20 protein-coding genes, 1 tRNA gene and 1 riboswitch are annotated in these 21356 nt (G+C 60.3%); of the genes, 15 read left to right on the top strand and 6 right to left on the bottom strand.

Annotated features, from left to right (window positions below; translation table 11 throughout):
* Positions 1-178: 178 nt before the first annotated feature.
* The 9 genes from AQ12_RS04105 to AQ12_RS04145 all read left to right on the top strand — a co-directional run bounded on the left by AQ12_RS04105 (position 179) and on the right by AQ12_RS04145 (position 9309).
* Positions 179-1975: a nitrite/sulfite reductase gene (locus AQ12_RS04105; RefSeq protein WP_048438591.1), complete on the top strand. Its 1797-nt coding sequence runs from the start codon at positions 179-181 to the stop codon at positions 1973-1975.
* The gene (locus AQ12_RS04110; protein WP_048438592.1) at positions 1975-2370 is read left to right on the top strand and encodes a DUF934 domain-containing protein; all 396 of its coding nucleotides are present in this window, start codon (positions 1975-1977) and stop codon (positions 2368-2370) included. The genes AQ12_RS04105 and AQ12_RS04110 overlap by 1 nt, the downstream gene beginning before the upstream one ends.
* Positions 2370-3143, top strand: coding sequence for a phosphoadenylyl-sulfate reductase (locus tag AQ12_RS04115; protein WP_048438593.1), 774 nt, complete (start codon positions 2370-2372; stop codon positions 3141-3143). Before AQ12_RS04110 ends, AQ12_RS04115 begins: the two co-directional genes overlap by 1 nt.
* Positions 3140-4072, top strand: a complete 933-nt coding sequence (cysD, locus tag AQ12_RS04120; RefSeq protein WP_048438594.1) for a sulfate adenylyltransferase subunit CysD — start codon at positions 3140-3142, stop codon at positions 4070-4072. Before AQ12_RS04115 ends, cysD begins: the two co-directional genes overlap by 4 nt.
* Positions 4072-5382 (top strand): sulfate adenylyltransferase subunit 1, encoded by a 1311-nt coding sequence (locus AQ12_RS04125; RefSeq protein WP_048438595.1) that lies wholly within the window; start codon positions 4072-4074, stop codon positions 5380-5382. The genes cysD and AQ12_RS04125 overlap by 1 nt, the downstream gene beginning before the upstream one ends.
* A gap of 78 nt (positions 5383-5460) precedes the next feature.
* Complete coding sequence (fdxA, locus tag AQ12_RS04130; RefSeq protein ID WP_048438596.1) at positions 5461-5790, top strand: ferredoxin FdxA; 330 nt, start codon at positions 5461-5463, stop codon at positions 5788-5790.
* 3 nt (positions 5791-5793) lie between these two features.
* Positions 5794-6849 carry an NAD(P)/FAD-dependent oxidoreductase gene (locus tag AQ12_RS04135; RefSeq protein ID WP_048438597.1) on the top strand — a complete coding sequence of 352 codons (1056 nt, stop codon included), beginning with the start codon at positions 5794-5796 and terminating at the stop codon, positions 6847-6849.
* Between the two features lie 56 nt (positions 6850-6905).
* A riboswitch (TPP riboswitch) is annotated at positions 6906-7010 on the top strand.
* Positions 7011-7077: 67 nt separating this feature from the next.
* On the top strand, positions 7078-9198 hold the full coding sequence (locus AQ12_RS04140) for a TonB-dependent siderophore receptor (protein WP_048438598.1): 2121 nt from the start codon (positions 7078-7080) through the stop codon (positions 9196-9198).
* Positions 9199-9233: 35 nt separating this feature from the next.
* Positions 9234-9309: transfer RNA gene (locus tag AQ12_RS04145), tRNA-Asn, on the top strand.
* Positions 9310-9413: 104 nt separating this feature from the next.
* Here AQ12_RS04145 and AQ12_RS21920 read toward each other — a convergent pair.
* Both AQ12_RS21920 and AQ12_RS04155 read right to left on the bottom strand, forming a co-directional pair.
* Complete coding sequence (locus AQ12_RS21920; protein ID WP_161798980.1) at positions 9414-11180, bottom strand: DNA cytosine methyltransferase; 1767 nt, start codon at positions 11178-11180, stop codon at positions 9414-9416.
* Between the two features lie 8 nt (positions 11181-11188).
* Positions 11189-12103, bottom strand: coding sequence for a Bpu10I family restriction endonuclease (locus tag AQ12_RS04155; protein WP_048438599.1), 915 nt, complete (start codon positions 12101-12103; stop codon positions 11189-11191).
* Positions 12104-12298: 195 nt separating this feature from the next.
* Here AQ12_RS04155 and AQ12_RS04165 point away from each other — a divergent pair.
* A protein-coding gene (locus AQ12_RS04165) for an IS3 family transposase (protein WP_369798958.1) occupies positions 12299-13437 on the top strand; the annotation gives its coding sequence in 2 pieces (ribosomal slippage) (positions 12299-12554 and positions 12554-13437; 1140 coding nt in all).
* Positions 13438-13518: 81 nt separating this feature from the next.
* Here AQ12_RS04165 and AQ12_RS04170 read toward each other — a convergent pair.
* Both AQ12_RS04170 and AQ12_RS04175 read right to left on the bottom strand, forming a co-directional pair.
* A complete protein-coding gene (locus tag AQ12_RS04170; protein WP_238587644.1) occupies positions 13519-14259 on the bottom strand; it encodes a macro domain-containing protein in 741 nt (246 codons plus the stop codon).
* A gap of 127 nt (positions 14260-14386) precedes the next feature.
* Positions 14387-14950, bottom strand: a complete 564-nt coding sequence (locus AQ12_RS04175) for a TIR domain-containing protein (protein WP_048438602.1) — start codon at positions 14948-14950, stop codon at positions 14387-14389.
* Positions 14951-15357: 407 nt separating this feature from the next.
* Between AQ12_RS04175 and AQ12_RS04180 the strand changes: the two genes are divergently transcribed.
* Both AQ12_RS04180 and AQ12_RS04185 read left to right on the top strand, forming a co-directional pair.
* The gene (locus AQ12_RS04180; protein WP_048438603.1) at positions 15358-16107 is read left to right on the top strand and encodes an AAA family ATPase; all 750 of its coding nucleotides are present in this window, start codon (positions 15358-15360) and stop codon (positions 16105-16107) included.
* Positions 16108-16150: 43 nt separating this feature from the next.
* Positions 16151-17047: a peptidylprolyl isomerase gene (locus AQ12_RS04185; RefSeq protein WP_053076550.1), complete on the top strand. Its 897-nt coding sequence runs from the start codon at positions 16151-16153 to the stop codon at positions 17045-17047.
* Between the two features lie 31 nt (positions 17048-17078).
* Here the strand turns inward: AQ12_RS04185 and AQ12_RS04190 are convergent, their stop codons facing one another.
* The gene (locus AQ12_RS04190; protein ID WP_048438604.1) at positions 17079-17786 is read right to left on the bottom strand and encodes an SOS response-associated peptidase; all 708 of its coding nucleotides are present in this window, start codon (positions 17784-17786) and stop codon (positions 17079-17081) included.
* A 76-nt stretch (positions 17787-17862) separates the two neighbouring features.
* On the opposite strand from AQ12_RS04190, the gene aat reads away from it, so the two are divergent.
* Genes aat through AQ12_RS04205 form a run of 3 tightly spaced genes read left to right on the top strand, consistent with a single transcriptional unit; the run spans position 17863 to position 20205 of the window.
* Positions 17863-18615, top strand: a complete 753-nt coding sequence (gene aat / locus AQ12_RS04195; RefSeq protein ID WP_048438735.1) for a leucyl/phenylalanyl-tRNA--protein transferase — start codon at positions 17863-17865, stop codon at positions 18613-18615.
* The gene (locus tag AQ12_RS04200) at positions 18612-19358 is read left to right on the top strand and encodes an arginyltransferase (RefSeq protein WP_048438605.1); all 747 of its coding nucleotides are present in this window, start codon (positions 18612-18614) and stop codon (positions 19356-19358) included. The genes aat and AQ12_RS04200 overlap by 4 nt, the downstream gene beginning before the upstream one ends.
* Before the next feature lie 52 nt (positions 19359-19410).
* Positions 19411-20205, top strand: coding sequence for an IclR family transcriptional regulator (locus tag AQ12_RS04205; RefSeq protein ID WP_048438606.1), 795 nt, complete (start codon positions 19411-19413; stop codon positions 20203-20205).
* Positions 20206-20276: 71 nt separating this feature from the next.
* Here AQ12_RS04205 and pbpG read toward each other — a convergent pair whose 3' ends face one another.
* Complete coding sequence (gene pbpG / locus AQ12_RS04210) at positions 20277-21320, bottom strand: D-alanyl-D-alanine endopeptidase (RefSeq protein WP_369798959.1); 1044 nt, start codon at positions 21318-21320, stop codon at positions 20277-20279.
* Between the last annotated feature and the right edge of the window lie 36 nt (positions 21321-21356).

Here is a 21356-nt window from a genome sequence, read left to right on the forward strand (position 1 = left end):
GTCCGTTGCGGGCAAATTATGGGGGGCTTGGCAGAAACTGCAGAAACGGCTTTATCCGGAATTTGCTTTCGTCCCGCCGGAAACCCCCGCCAGTGCTGGTGCATAAGCTTATCCGCATAAGGCGCGAACCAAAAAGTAGTTTGGTTTCATAAAGGTGGACCCTAGAGTCGCGCCCACGATGTACCAATACACCGCCTTCGACAAAGAGTTCGTGCGCAACCGCGCCGCCCAATACCGCGACCAGCTCGAGCGTAATCTCGCCGGCACCCTGGGTGACGATGAGTTCCGCCCGCTGCGCCTGCAAAACGGCTGGTATGTGCAGCGCTACGCGCCCATGCTGCGCGTTGCTGTGCCCTATGGCGAGATCTCCAGCGCGCAGTTGCGCGTGCTGGCCAGGATCGCCCGTGAATACGACCAGCCCACCGCTGAAGTGTTCAAGGACGCCCAGCAAAAGCAGGACGCGCTCGGCCCGGTGCCGCTGCCAAACGGCGGCGAAGTCCGCTCGGTGCTGACGGTGGGCTACGGCCACTTCACCACCCGCCAGAACGTGCAGTTCAACTGGATTCCGCTGGTCAAAAGCGCCGATGTCATGGACCTGCTGGCCAGCGTGGACATGCACGGCATCCAGACCAGCGGCAACTGCATCCGCAACATCACCAGCGACGAACTCGCCGGCATTGCGGTCGATGAAATCGCCGATCCGCGTCCCTGGTGCGAAATCATGCGCCAGTGGAGCACGCTGCATCCCGAGTTCGCCTTCCTGCCGCGCAAGTTCAAGATCGCAGTCAGCGGTGCAACAGAAGACCGTGCCGCCACGTTCTGGCATGACGTGGGCCTGCACCTGGTGAAGAACGAAGCGGGTGTGCTGGGCTTTCGCGTGCTGGTCGGCGGCGGCATGGGTCGCACGCCAGTCATCGCATCCGTCATCCGCGAGTTCTTGCCCGCCACCGAAATCCTGAACTACCTCGAAGCCGTGGTGCGCGTGTACAACCGCTGGGGCCGCCGCGACAACATGTACAAGGCGCGCATCAAGATCCTGGTGAAGGCCGAAGGCCAGCGCTATATCGACGAGGTCGAAGCCGAATACCAGCAGATCATCGAGATCGACGGCGCGCCGCATACCGTCACGCAGGCAGAGATCGACCGGGTGTCGGCTTCCTTCGTGCCCCCTGCCCTGGCGCCACGCACGCCGCGCGACAACGCATCGATCGACGCGGACCCGGCATACAACCGCTGGCTGCAACAAAACGTCGCGCCGCACCAGAATCCGCAGCTGCGCGCAGTCACGCTGTCTTTCAAGCGGCTGGGACAAGCGCCCGGCGACGCCACCGGCGACCAGCTTGCCATTTCGGCAGACCTGGCCGAGCGCTTTTCTGCAGGCGAAGCCCGCGTGACGCACGACCAGAACCTGCTGCTTCCCTGGGTCCACCAGGACGACCTGCCGGAACTGTGGCAAGCCGCGCGCAAGGCGGGTCTGGCCAAGGCCAATATCGGCCTGCTCACCGACATGATCGCCTGCCCCGGTGGCGACTTTTGCGCGCTGGCCAATGCCCGCTCGCTGCCGATTGCAGAAGCGATCACCCAGCGCTATCAGGACCTCGATGAGCTGCACGACATCGGCGAGATCGACCTGCACATTTCCGGCTGCATCAACTCGTGCGGCCACCATCACAGCGGCCACATCGGCATCCTGGGCGTCGACAAGGACGGCAAGGAGTGGTACCAGGTCACCCTCGGCGGCTCCGACGGTTCGCTGCTGTCGGGCGCATCGGTTGCCGGCAAGGTGGTCGGCCCCTCGTTCTCGGCTGCCGAAGTGCCCGACGTGATCGAGGCTGTGCTCGACACCTATCGCGAACAACGTCAGAGCATCGCGGGCAAGGCAGAGACGTTTATCGCGACATTGCGCCGTGTCGGCATCGAGCCCTTCAAGGCTGCTGCCCACAGCGCCCGATTCATTGAAAAGCAGGTGGCGTGATGAGCGAATTCAATCTCCAGATTCTGGTTGCGGCCGATCACGAGGCCCAGGCCGATGCTGCCGGCGTGCTTGTGCTCACCAATGACGCCGATCCGCGCGAAGCTTCACTCGATGGCATCACGCGCATCGACCTGCACTTTCCCAAGTTCGCAGATGGCCGCGCGTTCAGCCAGGCCTTTTTGCTGCGCCGCCGCCTCGGGTTCAAGGGTGACATCCGCGCCACCGGCGAAGTGCTGCTCGACCAGCTGGTGCAGATGCAGCGCACCGGCTTTTCAAGCGCTGTGCTGCGCGCGGACCAGGACGCTGCACATGCGGCAGTCCTGTTCGCGCGTTACGCCAATTTCTACCAGGGCGATGCTGCCAATGCACAGCCCCACTTTCGCAAGGCCGCCTGATGAGCGCGATAGATCTGCACGCGCGTCCGTCCAAGGGATTCGAAGCCAAACTTGCCGCCACCGCGCTCCTTTTGCAATCAACCGCCGATACGTTGGGTCCTGTGACGCAGGCTTCCAGCCTGGGCGCGGAAGACGTGGTCATCACGCACCTGATCAACCGGCTGGAGCTGGATGTTCCGGTGTTCGTGCTTGACACAGGCATGCTGCATCCGCAGACCCTGGAGTTGCTGGAACGCACGCGAGCCGCCTCGCGCACGGCCATCAACGTCTATCGTCCGGTCAATGAATCGGTGATCCAGTTCGTCGGCCGCGAAGGCAAGGATGCGATGTTCAGGAGCGTCGATCTGCGCAAGGCCTGCTGCCACATTCGCAAGATAGAGCCGCTGGAGCGCGCGCTGTCCGGCAAGAAGGCATGGATCACCGGGCTGCGCCGCGAGCAATCCAATGCGCGCGCCGATGTGCCGATGATCGACTCGACCGACGTCGCCACGACGGGCCGCGTCAAGATCAATCCCCTGGCGGACTGGACCTGGGGCGATGTCTGGCACTACATCCAGCTCAACCAGGTTGACTACAACCCCCTGCATGACGACTTCTTCCCCAGCATCGGCTGCGCGCCCTGCACACGGGCGATCAGCCTGGGCGAAGACTTCCGTGCCGGCCGCTGGTGGTGGGAAGACGAAGCCGCCAAGGAATGCGGCCTTCATGTACGGGACGAAGCAAGCAACGAATCAAGGCACATCGAAATCAGGAACGAAGAGGAATCCGTATGAACGCCCGAGTCGAACCTCAGTTGCTGGGACAGCTGAGCAACAGCCATCTCGACGCCCTCGAAGAAGAGACCATCTTCATCCTGCGCGAAGTCGCTGCGTCTTTCGAGCGTCCGACACTGCTTTTTTCGGGCGGCAAGGATTCGCTGGTCCTGCTCAAGTGCGCTGAAAAAGCTTTCGGCGCGGGTCGCATTCCGTATCCGCTCCTGATGATCGATACCGGCCACAACTTCAAGGAAGTGACTGACTTTCGAGACCAGCGCGCCAAGGAACTCGGAGCCGAGCTGATCGTTCGCAGTGTCGAGGATTCAATGCAGCGCGGCACCGTGCGTCTGGCGCACCCCGGCGAATCGCGCAATGTGCACCAGTCGGTCACGCTGCTCGAAGCCATTGACGAATTTCGCTTCGACGCGCTGATCGGTGGTGCCCGTCGCGATGAAGAGAAGGCACGCGCCAAGGAGCGCATCTTTTCGCACCGCGACAGCTTCGGCCAATGGCAGCCCAAGGCCCAGCGCCCTGAACTGTGGACCTTGTTCAACACGCGTCTTGCGCCCGGCGAGCACTTTCGCGTGTTCCCGATTTCCAACTGGACCGAACTGGACGTGTGGCAGTACATCGCGCGCGAAAACATTGCGCTGCCTTCGATCTATTACGCGCATCGCCGCCAGATCGTTGAACGCAAGGGCCTGCTGGTGCCGGTCACCGAACTGACTCCGCCCAGGGATGGCGAAGAAGTCGTGACGCGCACCGTGCGCTTTCGCACCGTCGGCGACATCACCTGCACCTGCCCGGTCGACAGCCCGGCAGCGAACGCCACCGAAGTCGTTGCCGAAACCCTGCTGGCCGATGTCAGCGAGCGCGGCGCGACACGCATGGACGACAAGACCTCTGACGCTTCGATGGAAAAGCGCAAGAAGGATGGGTACTTCTGATGACAACGAAATCATTGACGACACGGCTCGATAACGGCATTCACACGGATCATGAAGCCCATCGCGCGGCGCTACGCTTCATCACCTGCGGCAGCGTGGACGATGGCAAGAGCACGCTGATCGGGCGCCTGCTGGTGGACAGCAAATCGGTTCTGCAGGACCAGCTGGCCGGCGTGCAGCGAGCCGGCGAGACCGACCTCGCGTTGCTGACCGATGGCCTCTCGGCCGAGCGCGAGCAGGGCATCACGATCGACGTGGCTTATCGCTACTTCAACACGCCGGGCCGCAAATTCATCATCGGCGATGCGCCTGGACATGAGCAGTACACCCGCAACATGGTCACGGCTGCATCAAGCGCCGATGCGGCTGTCGTGCTGGTCGATGCGACCAAGCTGCAATGGCAAGACCCGGATCTGGAGTTGCTGCGCCAGACACGCCGCCACTCGCTGCTGGTCAACCTGCTGCGTGTGCCTTCCATCGTCTTTGCGATCAACAAGCTCGATGCAGTGGACGACCCTACGCTGGCCTTCAACAACATTCGCGGTGCGCTGCAAGCGTTCACCACCGCCGCTGGCATCACGGCGCGCGCCGTGGTTCCGATCTCTGCGCTCAAGGGCACGAACGTCGTTACCGGATCGCCGGGATGGTGCGGCTATGCCGGTCCATCGCTGCTGGCGCTGCTGGAGACGCTGGATGCGACGACCGCTGAAACGGCAGAAGCTTTTTCCTTCCCTGTGCAATGGGTAGAGAAGTTTTCGTCGTCTTCCGACACGAGCCAGGGCCGACGTGTGTTCTGGGGCCGCGTCGCCACGGGCACGATAGCGCCCGGCCAGCAGGTCAAGGTGTTGCCGAGCGGCCAGACTGCGACCGTCGCGCAGGTGCTCAATCATGTGCGTGAGCCCCGCTCGGTCCCTGCGGGCCACAGCGCCGGCATCGTGCTCGATCGCGAAGTGGATGTGTCGCGCGGCGATTGGCTGCTCGCGCCTGGGTCGGTCGAGCCATCGCGCGAGATTTCGGCAACCGTCGCATGGATGGACGATGAGCCCCTGGTGGCAGGCCGCGTGTATTGGGCGCTTCATGGCCATCGCTGGGTCAAGGCCAAGATCAAGCGCATCGTGCACAAGCTGGACATCAACACGCTCGCTGAAGAAGACGCCGATCACCTGGAGCCCAACTCCATCGGCCACGTCGAACTCGCACTGCAGGAACCGCTCGCAACACTGCCCTACCAGCGCTCCAGAATCCTCGGTTCACTCGTGCTGGTGGACACCGCAACCCACAAGACCTCCGGGGCCGTACTGGTCCGATAACGGGCACCTGCCCCTGACGGAATAAAATGAGGGGTTTCCCGCCTTTTCCCGCCCTCCCCTTTCCACGAACTGCAAGACATGACCCACGTCGTCACCGAATCCTGTATCAAATGCAAGTACACCGACTGCGTTGACGTCTGTCCCGTGGACTGCTTCCGCGAAGGTCCGAACATGCTCGTCATCGACCCCGATGAGTGCATCGACTGTGCCGTCTGCATCCCGGAATGCCCGGTGAACGCAATCTACGCCGAGGAAGACGTGCCACCAGACCAGATGAACTTCATCAAGCTGAATGTCGAGCTGTCCCAGCAGGCCGGCTGGAAGAGCATCACCAAGCGCAAACCCGCGCTGGAAGAAGCAGAAGAGTGGAAAGACAAGACCGGCAAGCTGGAACACCTGATCCGCTGACCCATGACAGACACTGTCGAGACCGATGCTGTCATCGTCGGAGCGGGGCCGGTCGGGCTCTTCCAGGTCTTTGAGCTGGGCCTGCTCGAAATCAAGGCGCACGTCATCGACTCGCTGGACTACCCTGGCGGCCAGTGCATCGAGCTGTATCCCGACAAGCCCATCTACGACATTCCCGCCGTGCCTGTGTGCACCGGCCGTGAACTGACAGACAACCTGCTCAGGCAAATCGAACCTTTCGGCGCGACGTTTCACTACGGCCAGGAAGTGACGACTGTCCAGCAGCAGGAAGACGGTCGCTTTCTGCTTGTCACTTCGAAGGCCAAACGATTTCTGGCGCGCACCATCTTCATCGCTGCAGGAGTCGGCGCATTCCAGCCGCGCAAGGTGATGGTGGAGGGCGCCGAGCGTTTTGAGGGCGACCAGCTTTTCTACGCCGTCAAGGAGCCTGCGAAGTTCGCGGGCAAAGACCTCGTGGTGCTCGGCGGCGGCGATTCGGCGCTCGACTGGGCGCTGCTGTTCGCGCAACCCGGACCCAACCGCGCGAAGAGCCTGACGCTCGTTCACAGGCGAAACGGGTTCCAGGCAGCGCCTTCGTCGGTCGCAAAGATGCGCGAGCTGTGCGCCGCGCAGCAAATGAATTTTGTCGTCGGACAGGTCACTGCGTTTGATGAGCGTGACGGGCGGCTCACAGGTGTTCAGGTGACTGGAAGCGATGCGCAGACCCAAGTGCTGCCGCTGGATGCGCTGCTGGCTTTCTACGGCCTGTCACCCAAGCTCGGCCCCATTGCAGACTGGGGGCTCGACATCGAGCGCAAGCAGCTGAAGGTGGATACCGAGAAGTTCTCCACCAGCATCCCCGGCATCTTCGCGGTGGGCGACATCAACACCTACCCCGGCAAGAAGAAGCTGATTCTTTCGGGCTTCCACGAATGCGCCCTCGCCGCTTTCGGTGCTGCGGCCATCGTGTTTCCGGACAAGCGCATCCAGATGCAATACACCACGACGAGCACCAAGCTGCACAAGGTGCTGGGTGTTGATTCGCCGGTGTTCGAGTAGCTCGCTATCGAGCGGCTCGCCTGATCCATTAGAATCCGCCTGCGATCCGCAAGGCTCGCATCCGCTAGGGGTGTTGTCGTCTCGCAAGAGGCGGCGACTGAGAAAGTCCCTTTGAACCTGATTGAGGTAATCCTCGCGCAGGGAAGCAAGCTATCCGGCGGCGCCCAGTTCTCTCATGGGCGCGCACAGCCCAAGCAAGCCGACCTGCCATCACGTCGAAAGAACGTCATGGCAAAACACAAAACGCCAAACTTCGGATCTACATCCACGCCAATCTCGCTGGCCGTCTCTGCCTTCCTTTTCTCTTGTGGTTTCGCTCACGCGCAGCAAACCGCCCTGCCTCCGGTTGTCGTCACGGGCACCAGCCCTGCCCCCGTCGCCGATGTCACCGGTCTGGGTGACGTTCCAATCAAGGAACTGCCGGTCTCGGCCACGGTCATCAGCCGCCGGCAGATCGAAGCCAGCGGTGCCCGGCGCCTCGCGGACCTCGCGCAATTCGATTCGTCTGTCAGCGATTCGTACAACGCACCCGGCTACTGGGACTTCCTGTCGATCCGCGGCTTCACGCTCGACAACCTCTACAACTATCGCCGCGAGGGCCTGCCCATCAACGCGCAGACCGTGATCCCCCTGGACAACAAGGAGCGCATCGAAATCCTCAAGGGCACGAGCGGCATGCAGGCCGGGGTGAGTTCGCCGGGAGGCCTGGTCAACTACGTCGTGAAGCGGCCAACCGAGCTGAACCTGCGCGAAGCACGCATCGAAGCTTCGAGCCGCAGCAGCCTGCTTGCCGCCGCGGACCTGGGCGGCAGGTTCGGCGCAGACCGGGCGTTTGGCTATCGCATCAACCTTGCGCACGAGAAGCTGCGCCCGCTGATCCGCTCGCTGGACGGCGAGCGCAGCCTTGCCGCCTTCGCAGGCGACTGGCGCATCGGCCGCGATTCGGTGATCGAAGCGGAAGTCGAATGGAGCCACAAATCGCAGGCGAGCCAATCGGGTTTCAGCCTGCTGGGCAATGTGCTGCCGGACGTGCCCGATCGCCGCATCAACCTGAATAACCAGCCATGGGCGCAGCCATCAGTCTTTGATGGTGTCACGGGCACATTGCGATTCAGCCAGTCGATCGGCAAGGACTGGCGATGGTCCGCGCAGGCGGGCACACAGCGCCTGCGCACCGATGACTACACCGCGTTCCCTTTCGGCTGCGGCGCAGAAGGCAACTACGACCGCTACTGCTCGGACGGCACCTTCGACTACTACGACTTCCGCAGCGTCGGTGAGCGCCGCCGGCAGGACGCCGCCTCGGTGAACCTCAAGGGCAAGGTGATGACGGGCTCCATCAGGCACGACCTGTCGTTCGCCCTGACGACCAGCAGGGCACGCGATCGCACGCAGCCCTATGCCTACAACTATGCCGGCACGGGCACTGTCGACGGCCTGTCCATCGCACCTCCTGAGCCGACCCTGGCCTACCCGGGCTCCGCGCGCAACGAGAAGACGGTTGAGTTCTCGGCCAGCGACGCGATTGCCTGGAACGACAAGGCGACCACCTGGGTCGGGTTCCGGCACACCAAGCTCGATCGCGGCTACAGCCAGTCGATCACCACGCCGTGGATCGCCACCAGCTACAAGCTCAGCCGTGAAATCATGGCCTATGCGAGCTACGGCCAGGGCGTGGAAACCGCACGCGTGCCTGACAACGCCGCCGTCTATGCCAACCCCGGCGAAGTGTTGCCTGCGCTCAAGTCCAGGCAGTTCGAGATCGGCCTGAAGGGCGACACCGGTCCGCTCGACTGGCAGATCGCCTACTTCGACATTCGCAGGCCGATGACCAACATCGCCTTTTGCGACCGCACCTACGCAGCATGCGTCGGTCAATTCGACGGTCGCGCGGCGCATCGCGGCATCGAAGCCAACGCCCAATGGACGAGCGGCCCGTGGCGAGTCGATGGGGCAGCGACGATCCTCAATGCCCGCCGCGAAGGCAGCGTGCTGGAGCCCGCCAACAACGGCAAGAGCCCGCCCAACGTGCCTGACGCGGCGGTTCGCGCAGGTGTGACGTGGAAGGTGCCGCAAGTGCGCGGGCTTGAGCTGCGAACGCAGCTTTCCTACGAAGGCAAGCGAGCCGTGCTGGCCGATGGCTCGATCTCGCTGCCGGCCTGGACCCGCATGGATGCGTCGGTGCGATACGAGACACAGATGTCTGCAGTCAAGACGACCTGGGCGCTTGGAATCGACAACATCACCAACCGCAGCTACTGGAAAGAATCGCCCTTCCAGTTCGGCCATGTGTACCTATATCCGGGGGCGGAACGCACTGTGCGCATCTCGTTGACGGCTGCGCTCTAAAAGACCGAAAAAACCACGCTATAATTCGAGGCTGTTCCTCGATAGCTCAGTTGGTAGAGCGCCGGACTGTTAATCCGTAGGTCCCTGGTTCGAGCCCAGGTCGAGGAGCCAGATTTATCAAGGGGTTACGTGCAAACGTAACCCCTTTTCTTTTTTCCAAACTTAGATGTAGGCGCTCGTGTAGGCGCTACCTGCTTGGCAGTCGCGGCGTGCCATCAGCCGGGCACTGGGGTCAGACGGCGACGCTTCGGATTGGCGGCGCGTTGCAAACCAAAGATCGCAGCGCGGTACGGCTCAAGGTACTTAGGGCATTCGACCGAGCGAATACCCTTCACCGTCCGTCCCGTACGCGGATTGGTGACCAAGTCGGCCGACCCAAACCCCAGCGCGACTAACTGCTCACCAACAACATGAGCGATTTGATGGTCAACGCTCAGCAGCGCCCGCAAATGGTAGTCGAGGCCGTGATCGTTCTCGTTCAGTTCCAACGACCTGAGCTCGTCCTTGCTGATCAAAAATGGCATGACCCCAAGGTGCTCTCCGAAGGGTGCTCGGCCCGCATTACAGATCGAGCAGCCTTTTTGTGTGAGGAGGATGAGCGCCACTGGGAATGCTTCACTCGGCACCGGCAAATTGTCCAACACAACTTCTGGGAGCAAATACTTGTCGTCGCCGATCTCCGCCGCAAAGGCTGCGCGAAGTTCGGCCCTCAATCGCGCGTCGAGCGTCGGAACCCCGGAACTGTGTACAGCGCGTTGCAAAAAGGCCCCCGATGGCGGAGCATCAACGGCCGCTTCGACGAAACGGGTAGTGCCCTCTTCTACGCCAAGACCTTCAAACCATCTCTGAAGGCTCTCGCCCAGAACTTGTGCGACGAGGGGGCACACAGCGTTTCCAATCTGGTTGTACTGGGAAAGGTGCTTTTCCCAGCTCATCGTCGTTCGCTTGCCACAAAAAACAAAACTGTCAGGGAAGGACATCAACCGTGCAGCCTCCCTCGCGGTCAAATTTCGATTGCGCTTGGGGTGTACAAACAGGGATTGAAAGGACGCGGGGATGGTCAGGGCCGGACGCGCCCATGCGAGTCTGTAGTTGTTGTATTTGAACGGCTTAGAGTTCACCTCCCCCGAACCATTGCGAAGCTGGCCGTGTGTCTCTCCCACGTCTTTCAGTGACTGCTCCTCCTGGATTGCAGCGAACCTCTCGATCAATCGACGGGTGTGCTTCATCGCAACGTGATTGCGTACCTCAGTCTCCTGCCCCCGCATCAAGCGCTGGTAGTCATTTGAAGGCGCGCCGATGTATGGAAGCCCTTGCTCGGCCCCCTCACCAGGCCCGATGAAGGGGATATCCGAGATGGCCTCGCCAACAGTGACGTGAGGCTGAAGTCGATCGAACAAATCGAGCGCCACGCGATCATCGATCAGGCCGTGTGTTGGTGCTGGATCAGCTATGGATCGCCCGTGACGTTCGCATAGGATGAAGGCCCGCGTCCTAAGCTGAGGGACGCCAAATGCGCCTGCATTTAGGAGGGTCGACCTGACGCTATAGCCCAGAGGCCCGAGTCGCTCCAGCACGATCTGCGGAACCGTCTTGCCAAACTGGTCACGCTTTCCAAGAATTCCCGGCACGTTCTCAATAACGCAAACGGCGGGGCGGATCACTTCGACCCACTTCAAGTACCAGAGCACCAACTCATTGCGTGGATCATGTACGCCGAATTGGCTGCTACCAGCCACGGAGAAACCTTGGCAGGGGGGGCCACCAACAATAAGGTCGACGCCTCTATAGCTGCGAATGAACTCGTCCGATACATTCCGAACGTCCGAGCAGAGGACAGTGGCGGGGTCGAAGTTCGCACTCAGCGTTTCGCAAGCCCACTCGTCCTGCTCCACATGCAGCACTCCTCTGAAACCTGCACGTTCTAGGCCGCACGAAAATCCCCCACAGCCCGCGAACAAGTCAATGTATGTACGTTTCAATTTCGTCCTCAGAAATAGCCTCGATTCAGCACCGTGCCCTCGTTCAGCACACGCTCTTCTGGGAATGCATCTTGCATCATCTTGATCACCATGCGGAACGAATCAACACTCAATGGATGATTAGTTAGATGAGTCACGTAAGCTGCCCGAGCAGCCTGCCTACCCGCGTAGGAGGAGAAGTTTTCACGTACGGACGAGGACAGACGCTTTCCCTTGCGGAGCAAAATCACTCGATCAATCTCGGTGACTCTGGTGTCAATCGGGGGCATGTCAAGCCACTCGCACAGCAGAACGTAGACCGCTTCATGCACGCTGGCCTTCAACTCTCTGGCAGTCGCGGCAGCCTCTTGGAACATGGTCTTGTCCAAATTCGTCTTGATCTCGGCGACAAAGTAGCCGATGTTCAGAACCGAAGTCAGCGTAGTAGCGGCTGGAAACTCATTGCTCGTAGAGGTCCGCATGAAGAGCCTACGGCCCACGGTGAAGTCCTGATTCTTCGTCTTGATGAACACCCCTCCCTCACCTAACGTCGCTGCCAACGGGCCTATGAACAGGCCAGCAAAACACTGTTGCGGCCCAAACGTCAGGCTCTCGACTTGAGCGAGCCCGGGTACAAGCCGCACGTCCACAAGTTTAGGAAGGAACTCCTCCAACACCGTATTGTCGAGCTTGAGCTGACCCTTTTGGCGGTAGAGGAAGTCGCTGTGTGAATCAAAGATCAGGTCAAGTTCGATGAACTTTTTGTACTCGTTTGTGGCGGCGACCATCGTGCTCAAGATCGTGTCGGCATCGCCTGCCGCGCCATCAATAGTGGTGCGCCACTGCGCGTACCTTTGAAGCGCCTCTAGCACCTTTGGCCTGTCTTCAGGCGGCAACTTCGAATTCAGCAGTAGCGCGTTTAGTTTGTCCAGGTGCGGCGTCATGTTCGATTGAACCTCCACCTGATACTCTACCGTGCCCTTCTACCGACGCCCGATCACCTGCGATTTTTTTCAAGTTTGCAGATGCGAAAAACTCGCGCGTGTCGGGCTTCGTTGTGACCTTGACCCAGAAAACCTGACCATTCAAAAGTAGGGAATCCGGCATGATTTTCACCTTACGGGAAAGGGGAACGTGTCGTGAAGAAGAGCAGGTTTACCGAGGAGCAAATTGCATTTGCCCTCAAGCAGGCGGAGCTGGGCACCAAGGTCGATGAGATCTGCCGCAAGATTGGAATCAGTGATGCCACGTTTTACATGTGGCGTCAGAAGTACGGCGGCTTGGGCCCATCGGAACTGCGCCGGCTGCGTCAGTCGGAAGAGGAAAACGGCAAGCTCAAACGCCTGGTGGCCGACCTGAGTCTGGACAAGGCCATGCCGCAGGACGTGCTCGCAACAAAGCTTTGAAGCCCTCGCGCAAGCGTGAACTGGCGACCGATCTGATGCAACGATACGGAGCCAGCATGCGCAAGGCCTGCGCTGTGATTCAGCTTAGCCGCGTGGTGTACCTGTACCAGTCGGCGGCGAGAGACAACACAGCTCTGGTCATGCGAATGAAAGAAATCACGCAGACCCGCGTGCACTATGGCTACCGGCGAGTGCATGTGATGCTCAAGCGCGAGGGCTTCAAGGACAACCACAAGCGCGTCTACCGCTTGTACAAGGAGCAGGGCCTGACGCTGAGGCACAAGAGGCCCAAGCGAAACAAGGCGGCTCAACTGCGCCAGCCGAAGATGCTGGCGCTCCACATCAATCAAATCTGGAGTATGGATTTCGTCGCCGACAACCTGTTCGACGGGCGCAAGCTGCGCATGCTCACCGTGGTGGACTGTTGCTCGCGTGAAAGCCTGGCCATCCACGTCGGGCAAAGCCTCAAGGGCGAGGATGTGGTGCGCGTCTTGAACGCGATCGTGCGTGAACGCGGGCAACCGCAAACGATCAAAACCGACAACGGTAGTGAATTCATCAGCAAGGTGATGGACAAATGGGCCTATGAGCACGGTGTGGAACTGGACTTCAGCAGACCAGGCAAACCGACGGACAACGCGATGGTCGAAAGCTTCAACGGCCGGCTGCGCCAGGAGTGCTTGAACGAACATTGGTTCCTGAGCCTGGCCGACGCCCAGGACAAGATCGAGGCCTGGCGGCGCTTCTATAACGAGGCCAGACCCCACGGTGCGCTAGACTGGCGCACGCCAGCCGAGTTCGCTCGACAGACCGGGCTTAAGCCCGGTCTGTCGAGCATCCAGGAGCCGGAAATCCTAACTTCTGAGCGGTAAGGAAACTGGGTCAGGGTCAGTTGACGGACTTCTCTCGCTTGGCTTGGTACGGCTGATAGGGGGCAGGTCAGACTCAATGATTTAAACGCCGTTTCGCGCTGCTTTGATATCGAGAAGATTGATCTTACTAATCTTATCTTTATGAATCACGACTGCAAGCTTTGCAGGATATTTGAACCGCATCTCACTGATTCGAAAGGTCCACAACATTATTTTCAAAAGATCTTCATCGGTAATGCTTTTGTGACCCTTAATACGCGTAATTCCTGATCCAAAAATCGGTGTAGATACGCTTTGCTGTGCATACACTGTATTTACGCTGTCCCAGAAATTGATCAAAAACTCCAAATATTCTGGCATCGTAAGAACCGCCTTGTTCTCTGCATTGAACTTTGAAAAGGCAGTCAGAAGGAAGTCCTTATAGATGCAAATTGACCCGATCCGGTAACGCAACTTGTTACCTACCGGCCTCTCCGCGTTGCTTTCGATGATTTCTCCCCTTTCAAAGAGATAACTTTCGATATGGCGTGCTAGGTCCGCGACAGGCACATCAAGATGCTGCTTTATGAATATCCCGTTCAGCGAGCCCTCGGCAATTATTTTGTTGTCAACCTGAGTGTCGAAATATTCATTAAATGCAATTGCCTTCAGTCCCGGCTGCAGGAAGATATCGCCGACCTTGATAGTGACGGGGCTGCCTTCAACGTCAATGTGGATCTCGTTGAGATTGTTCGACCACAACCAGATAAAGAGATATGTAAGGCCCAACAGTCCAAGGAAAACCCACCCAAAGACGCTCTTGCGTGCGGCTGGTATGTCCACGAATAGCACAAACAGCGACAACGCGGCGCTTATCGTCGAAGTAATCTTGAGGAAACTCCCAACTACCCGCTTATCGAAAAAACTTACTTTTAGCACGGGGGAGGGCCTCAATTCTTGTGACACATATTCAGAGGCCGTACCGATAGATGCCAGGCTCTGTCTTTGTTGCCAACATGAGATCCTCATCGCGCAAAGACCTCTCGATAAGGCTCTTGCTCATGGGCACGTGCAGGGTCGGTACTACGTTCATTGAAGCCCTGAAAACGGGAATCCGATCCCAAAGATTCTTCACGGCCTGCTTTAGATTACCGTCGCTCAGCAGATCTTCCTTCGCGGCATACTCGGGATAAATGACAACCACAGGCAAGCCCTGGTTGTTAATTCCGTAATCTATTTCTTCTCGTAGAGCCCTGGAACTTATTGTCCTGGAGCTAATAAAGAGCACGATATTTTTTGATGCGGAGAGGCGCGCTCTGAGTCGAGGTTTTAGGGTCGCTTCCCAGTCGCTTCCGTCGCGGACGCTGTACGTCTTATCGTGAGAGTCATTAAAGGGAAACGATGCATCGGCCCCTTTCCACGCCCTCAGCATGTTGTAGAAGCAGAAGTCCCGCGTTGCATGGGCCCCCAATGCGCTGGCACTAAACGGCTCAGCAACGTAAAAGGCAGCGTAATTCCCATTCCGATAAGGCATCTTTCTCCCTCTTCCCCGTGACTTGGCTGCCGCGCCCTTCAACCTTGCCTCTGATGGGCATACTTCTAACTGGGCTTGACCATCGTATCAGCTCAACAGCTAGACAACAACGTACGGCGAACGTGACAGTGTTGGCGAAGCCGGGCGCAACGTGACGAGCGAACGCGAGCCTAAGTCATTGAAAAATAAAGACTAACACCCCTGTTAATCCGTAGGTCCCTGGTTCGAGCCCAGGTCGAGGAGCCAACAAATTGAAGGGCCTGCACGAAAGTGCAGGCCCTTTTTCCATTCTGCAGCGCCCTGCTCAATCCCCCGGGTCGGATTTCGCGCAAACAGTGCTAGACCCGGAGGGCTTTTCCAGCCGAGAATGCCAATCGTCGTTTGTTGCCATCCTTCAGGAGCAATCCATGCCCGCACACGCCATTTGCATTTCACGCGCCATCTGGACGGGGGCCGAGGCCATCGCCAGCGACGTAGCCAAAGAACTTGGCTTCCGATGCGTTGACGAGGAAATCCTGCAGGTGGCGGCCGAACGGCGCAACCTGAGCACCGCAGCCCTGGCAGACGCCGAGCTGCGCAAGTCCGTGCTTGCGCAGTTCTTGCAGGACATACGGCGTGGTGGCGTGGGAGAGGTGATCAACTTCATTCCCGGCCAGCGGGCGCTACCCGCAGCCAGCGATGACGTACGCGTGATGATCCGCGACGCCATCCTGGAAACGGTGGATGCGGGCAAGGTGGTCATCGTCGCGCACGCGGCGTCTTATGCCGTCGGCCCGCGCAAGGACGTGCTGCGCGTTCTCGTCACCGGCTCGCCGTTGGCTCGCAGCAAACGCTTTGTCACAGGCAGCAATGGCAAGGGCCCGCGCGAGGCGGCAGAAGTCATCAGCTTCAGCGACGAGGCACGTGCCAACTATGTCAAGCGCTTCTACAACGTGGAACACGAGGAGCCGCATGACTACGACCTGGTGATTTCCACTGACAAGATGAGCCCCGCACTCGTCACCGCGCTTATCGTCAATGCAGCCCGTGCCCTGGACCCCGACAACGAGGCCGTGTCCCCGCGACAATCGGGCTGGGATCTGCCGGCAACGCCGCATATGCCCAAGCACCTTGACGCTGGCTCCCTGAAGGGCCCCACCCCAGGAAACCTGAGTTAGCAACATCGCCGCTTCAATCACAACACTTGTTTTCCGTACACAAATGAAGTTTGCGCCTTACCGGTTTCTCTGCGTCGTCAGTTCGATTGTGCTTTCGGCGTTCGTCGCAGCAGGCCCGGCCCATGCACAGAGCACGATGGTCCGCCTGCATACGACCCAGGGGCCGATGGATATCAAGCTGCTGGATAGTGAGGCTCCGATCACGGTTGCGAACTTTCTGGCGTATGTTCGCGGCGGGAACTATGCAAACTCGATGGTGCACCGGAGCGCGCGCAACCTGAACGGCACTTCGTTCGTCATTCAGGGCGGCGGCTATATCTGGCCCGAAGGCCCCACCTGCTGTTCGCTCGTCACGTCGCGCGGTCAAATCCAGAATGAATTCAGTCCCAGCCGCTCCAACGTGCGGGGAACGATCGCCATGGCGAAGGTGGGTGACCAGCCCAACAGCGCGACGAGCCAGTGGTTCGTCAACATGGGCAACAACACATTCCTGGACAGCAGCAATGGCGGCTTCACCGTCTTTGGCCGCCTGACAACGCCGGGCATGGAGCTCGCAGACCGCATCGGCGCCCTGCCCCGCCTGACCTATCTCAATCCACCGTTCAACGAGTTGCCCGTGACGGTCGCCAGGACCAGCGGCGGGCCCGCCCGATCAGAAGCGATCCTCATCACCGCAGCCACCGAGGTCCCTGCCCCCGCAACCCCCAACGACAGCATCTTCAACTACATCGAAGCCAAGTACCCGACATACCTTGCTCCAGTGGCTTCGAGCTCGGGTGACTACCTCGGGTACAAATTCCGTCACTACGCACAGTTCAATGTCTATCTCGCCATCGGGGACGGACGGGTGCTGTACTACGCCCCGCTGGTCAGCGGTGACTACGTCGATATCGGTCCGGTCGATTACTGGACGTCTGTTGCAACCACCGAAGGCTACTGAACGCCCTGGGCCCCACCGACGGCTATGGGGTCTAGAAAAGCTTCGGTTCCTCAGGCTCTGACGGAGCGGGTGTCGGCTTGGGCGTTGGCTCCGGCACGCTCGCCATCAGCTCTCCTGGTGCGCATGCGCGCATGAAATCCTGCGTGGCTTCGGGCGGTGCATCCAGCCACGCGTCGTACTCGCTTTCACGCAGCAAGACGACCATGCGCTTTTCCTCTCCGGGGCGGTGGTAGTTGCACATGAACTCGTGGCCGTCTGCATTCACGGTCAACATGGTGAAACTCAGAAGCGGACCCTCGGGCGAGTTCCAGCTGTCCCACAACCCAGCCAGGCCGAGCGGCCCACCATCGGCCCGCGAGATACGCGTCGGCACATGCCTGCCGCTGCGCCAGTCGGGTTCAAAGATGGCCTCGGCAGGAATGATGCAGCGCTGGCCGCGTCTCCACGCACTGCCAAAGGTAAACGACTTCGCCGCTGTTTCGCTTCGCGCATTGAATGTTGAAAGTTTCAGTTGCTTGACTGCGTCCTTCGTTGCAAAAGGTACCAGGCCCCAGCGCCCGAGCACCGATTCCAGCGCGGGCACGGCTTCGTCGCCGGACTCCAGCTCAGGCGGTCGCCGGATGAACGCCCCCATGTACCTGGGCCACATGTCCTGGACGTAGTCATGCGCAGGCGGATACACGCCAAAGCGCCGGTAGTACAACTCGCGATTCTTGATGGCCGTGTAGTGAGAGCACATTCGCTCAATTTTGATGTGATGTGCCGGAGTTTGTGTTGATTTCCTGGGCAGACCCATGGGCGAGCCCTCCACAATGATGGCAATGAACCTTCCCTGGCTCGATCCCGGCGACCCTTTCCCTGACGTTTCGTCCGCCTGGGGACCGCTTGAACCCGCGCCGGGCCTGCTCGCGGCGGGCGGCGCGCTGGATGTGGAGACGCTGCACCGCGCCTACTCCCACGGCATCTTTCCGTGGTTCAGCGAAGGCCAGCCCACGCTATGGTGGAGCACCGACCCGCGCATGGTGCTCTATCCGGCCGAGTTCCAGCTGCATCGGTCGCTGCGCAAGACGCTGGAGCGATTTGCCATCCGGCCCGGGTGTGAGGTGCGCATCGACAGTGCCTTTGATGCGGTGATCCGTGCCTGCTCGACGAGCGAGCGTCCCGGTCAATCGGGCACATGGATCGTTGCGCCGATGGTCCAGGCGTATCAGGCGTTTCACAGCGCCGGCTTTGCGCACAGCGTAGAGACGTTCATCGACGGCCAGCTGGTGGGCGGGCTGTACTTCATCGCCATTGGCCGGGCCGTCTTCGGCGAGTCGATGTTCGCCCGGCAGACCGACGCATCGAAGATCGCGCTGGCCGCCTTGTGCGCCCTGTGCCGCCACCACGAGATCGATTTCATCGATTGTCAGCAGAACACCCGGCATCTTGCGTCGCTGGGCGCGCGCGAGATCCCCAGGCCCGAGTTTGTGGCGCAAGTCGCACAGAGGGCCCGCGAGCCCGGGCCGCAGTGGCAGTTCGACCCCGTATACTGGAATGAACTTCTGCCAGCGAAGACAAGAGCTTGACGCACCTCAAGGACCTTCCGCTCCAGACCCTGCAGTTCTATGCCACGGCTCCCTACCCGTGCAGCTACTTGCCGGGCAAGCTGGCACGCTCGCAAGTGGCCACCCCCAGCCACCTCATCAACAACGACGCGTACTCCGACCTGGTCACCACCGGGTTTCGCCGCAGCGGCATGTTCACCTATCGCCCCTACTGCGACGGCTGCCGCGCGTGTGTGCCGCTTCGGGTGCTGGCAGCCCAGTTCAAGCCCGATCGAAGCCAGCGACGTGCGCGCGCCAGGCATTCCAACCTGCAGGTGCGTGTGCTCAAGCTCTGCTTCGTGCCAGAGCACTATCAACTCTATCTTCGCTACCAGACGGGGCGTCATGCAGGCGGGGGCATGGACCACGACAGCATCGACCAGTACACCCAATTTCTCTTGCAAAGCCGTGTGAATTCGCGGCTGGTGGAGTTTCGAGAGACGATGCCCGATGGTTCTGCGGGCGCGCTTCGCATGGTCTCGATACTGGACGTGCTGAACGACGGCATTTCAGCCGTGTATACGTTCTACGAGCCGGATGCGACGGCCAACTATGGCACCTACAGTGTGCTCTGGCAGATCGACCAGGCCAAGCGGCTGAACCTTCCGCACGTGTACCTCGGCTACTGGATCGGCCAGAGCCCGAAGATGAATTACAAGGCCAGGTTCAATCCACACGAAGTGCTCGTAGACGGCCATTGGGCGCCGCCCACGCAGGAGTCTTGAATCCAAAATTTCACATGATAAAATCGGCCCTCACTGATTCTTTGGGCCTGTCATGAGAAAACGCGATAGCGGCGCACCGGCCACTCCCACCATCCAGGTGATCGAGCGAATGTTTTCGCTCATCGACGTGCTTGCCTCCCGCGAGGAAGCCGTGTCGCTCAAGGAAATCAGCGAGAAGACGGGGCTTCATCCTTCCACCACTCACCGCATCCTGAACGACCTGGCAACAGGCCGTTTCGTGGACAGGCCGGAGGCCGGAAACTACCGGCTCGGCATGCGGTTGCTGGAGTTGGGCAACCTGGTGAAGGGGCGCCTGAATGTCCGCGACGCTGCACTGACGCCGATGCGCGAGCTGCACAAACTCATCCAGCAACCGGTCAACCTGAGCATGCGGCAGGGAGACGAGATCGTCTATATCGAACGCGCGTACAGCGAGCGCTCGGGCATGCAGGTCGTGCGTGCCATCGGTGGGCGCGCGCCGCTGCACCTCACCTCAACCGGAAAGCTGTTCCTGGCGGCGGACGACACGACCCGCGTGCGCGCCTATGCAACGCGAACCGGGCTGGCCGGCCACACCCGCAACAGCATCACGCAGCTGCCCATCCTCGAACGGGAACTCGCCAAGGCGCGGCAGTACGGCATTGCGCGCGATAACGAAGAGCTGGAGCTGGGCGTGCGCTGCATGGCCGCCGGCATCTATGACGACCAGGACAGGCTGGTCGCGGGACTGTCGATTTCCGCGCCTGCCGACCGGCTGGACGAAAGCTGGCTGGGAAAGCTGCAGACGACGGCCAATGAGATCTCGTCTGCGCTAGGGCACAAGACGCCGGCTGCCGGCCACGCTTGAAGATCAGCGGCCGGAGCCGCTATGCAGCAGATGCCGTGTATGCCGGATCATGTCCGGCATGACAAGCGCTTTTAGCCGTTCACCTGCCGGATCACCGTGCTGACACCGTGACCTGCAGGCTGGGTCTCGACCCACTTGCGCACGCGTTCGGCGTCGCCGATGCGGCTCAACTTGCCCGCCGAATCCAGGAACACCATGATCAGTTTGCGGCCAGCAACCTTGGCCTGCATCACCAGGCATTGCCCCGCCTCCGAGATGTAGCCGGTCTTTTGCAGGCCGATTTCCCAGTCCGGGTTCTTCACAAGCCGGTTGGTGTTGTTGTACTGCAGCGTGCGATTGCCCACTGCCACCTGATGGCCGGGTGACGTACTCAATTCGCGCAGCACCGGATCGGTGTGGGCGGTGGACACGAGCATCACGAGGTCATGCGCGCTCGACTGGTTCTTGCTGGACAAGCCCGTCGGCTCGACATAGCGCGTGTCGTTCATGCCGATCAGTTTGGCGCGCGCATTCATGGCGGAGACAAACGCGTTGAGGCCGCCTGGATACGTGCGACCCAGCGCATGCGCTGCGCGGTTCTCGCTGGACATGAGCGCCAGGTGCATCAGCTCGCCGCGCGAAAGCACGGTGCCGACCTTCAGGCGCGAACTGCTGCCCTTTTCTGTGTCGACGTCGTCCTGGGTGATTTCAATCGCCTGCTCCATCGGCAGCTTGGCGTCGCTGATGACGAGGCCGGTCATGAGCTTGGTCAGGGATGCGATCGGCAGGACGGCCGAATCGTTCTTCCTGAAAAGAACTTCGCGCGTGTCCTGGTCGATGACGAGTGCCACGCTGGATTTGAGATCGAGAGGATCTTGCGACGCGTGCAGGCCGGCAAGTTGTCCGAAAGAGAGCCGGGCTGGAACAGCTGCGTGAACCACCTGCCGAGCTGAACGCTTGGCGACGATGAAGCTGCGGGAGACGCGCTTGGATTCGTACTTCTTGGCGACGGTGCCTTTGCGAGGCGCTGCCTCGGCGGCAGAGGGAACAAAGCTGATGACTACGGCGACTGTGGCCAGAGCCTGGAGAAAGCGGCTGAGCTTGAACTGCATCGCGTACGAAGCCTTTTGATACATCCGGTAGTCTCCTAAAACGCAACAACGACCGGCAGA

The organism is Caenimonas sp. SL110 (assembly GCF_001044395.1).
Classification (GTDB): Bacteria; Pseudomonadota; Gammaproteobacteria; order Burkholderiales; family Burkholderiaceae_C; genus Ramlibacter.

Bases quoted from the DNA above. Each gene is read 5' to 3' on its own strand.
- AQ12_RS04115 (WP_048438593.1), top strand. From the start codon at position 2,370: ATGAGCGCGATAGATCTGCACGCGCGTCCGTCCAAGGGATTCGAAGCC.
- AQ12_RS04155 (WP_048438599.1), bottom strand. From the start codon at position 12,103: ATGACGCCGCACCTGGACAAACTAAACGCGCTACTGCTGAATTCGAAG.
- AQ12_RS04105 (WP_048438591.1), top strand. From the start codon at position 179: ATGTACCAATACACCGCCTTCGACAAAGAGTTCGTGCGCAACCGCGCC.
- AQ12_RS04140 (WP_048438598.1), top strand. From the start codon at position 7,078: ATGGCAAAACACAAAACGCCAAACTTCGGATCTACATCCACGCCAATC.
- fdxA (WP_048438596.1), top strand. From the start codon at position 5,461: ATGACCCACGTCGTCACCGAATCCTGTATCAAATGCAAGTACACCGAC.
- pbpG (WP_369798959.1), bottom strand. From the start codon at position 21,320: ATGTATCAAAAGGCTTCGTACGCGATGCAGTTCAAGCTCAGCCGCTTT.
- AQ12_RS04125 (WP_048438595.1), top strand. From the start codon at position 4,072: ATGACAACGAAATCATTGACGACACGGCTCGATAACGGCATTCACACG.
- aat (WP_048438735.1), top strand. From the start codon at position 17,863: ATGGCAATGAACCTTCCCTGGCTCGATCCCGGCGACCCTTTCCCTGAC.
- AQ12_RS04185 (WP_053076550.1), top strand. From the start codon at position 16,151: ATGAAGTTTGCGCCTTACCGGTTTCTCTGCGTCGTCAGTTCGATTGTG.
- AQ12_RS04180 (WP_048438603.1), top strand. From the start codon at position 15,358: ATGCCCGCACACGCCATTTGCATTTCACGCGCCATCTGGACGGGGGCC.
- AQ12_RS04190 (WP_048438604.1), bottom strand. From the start codon at position 17,786: ATGTGCTCTCACTACACGGCCATCAAGAATCGCGAGTTGTACTACCGG.
- AQ12_RS04175 (WP_048438602.1), bottom strand. From the start codon at position 14,950: ATGCCTTATCGGAATGGGAATTACGCTGCCTTTTACGTTGCTGAGCCG.
- cysD (WP_048438594.1), top strand. From the start codon at position 3,140: ATGAACGCCCGAGTCGAACCTCAGTTGCTGGGACAGCTGAGCAACAGC.
- AQ12_RS04110 (WP_048438592.1), top strand. From the start codon at position 1,975: ATGAGCGAATTCAATCTCCAGATTCTGGTTGCGGCCGATCACGAGGCC.
- AQ12_RS04135 (WP_048438597.1), top strand. From the start codon at position 5,794: ATGACAGACACTGTCGAGACCGATGCTGTCATCGTCGGAGCGGGGCCG.
- AQ12_RS04205 (WP_048438606.1), top strand. From the start codon at position 19,411: ATGAGAAAACGCGATAGCGGCGCACCGGCCACTCCCACCATCCAGGTG.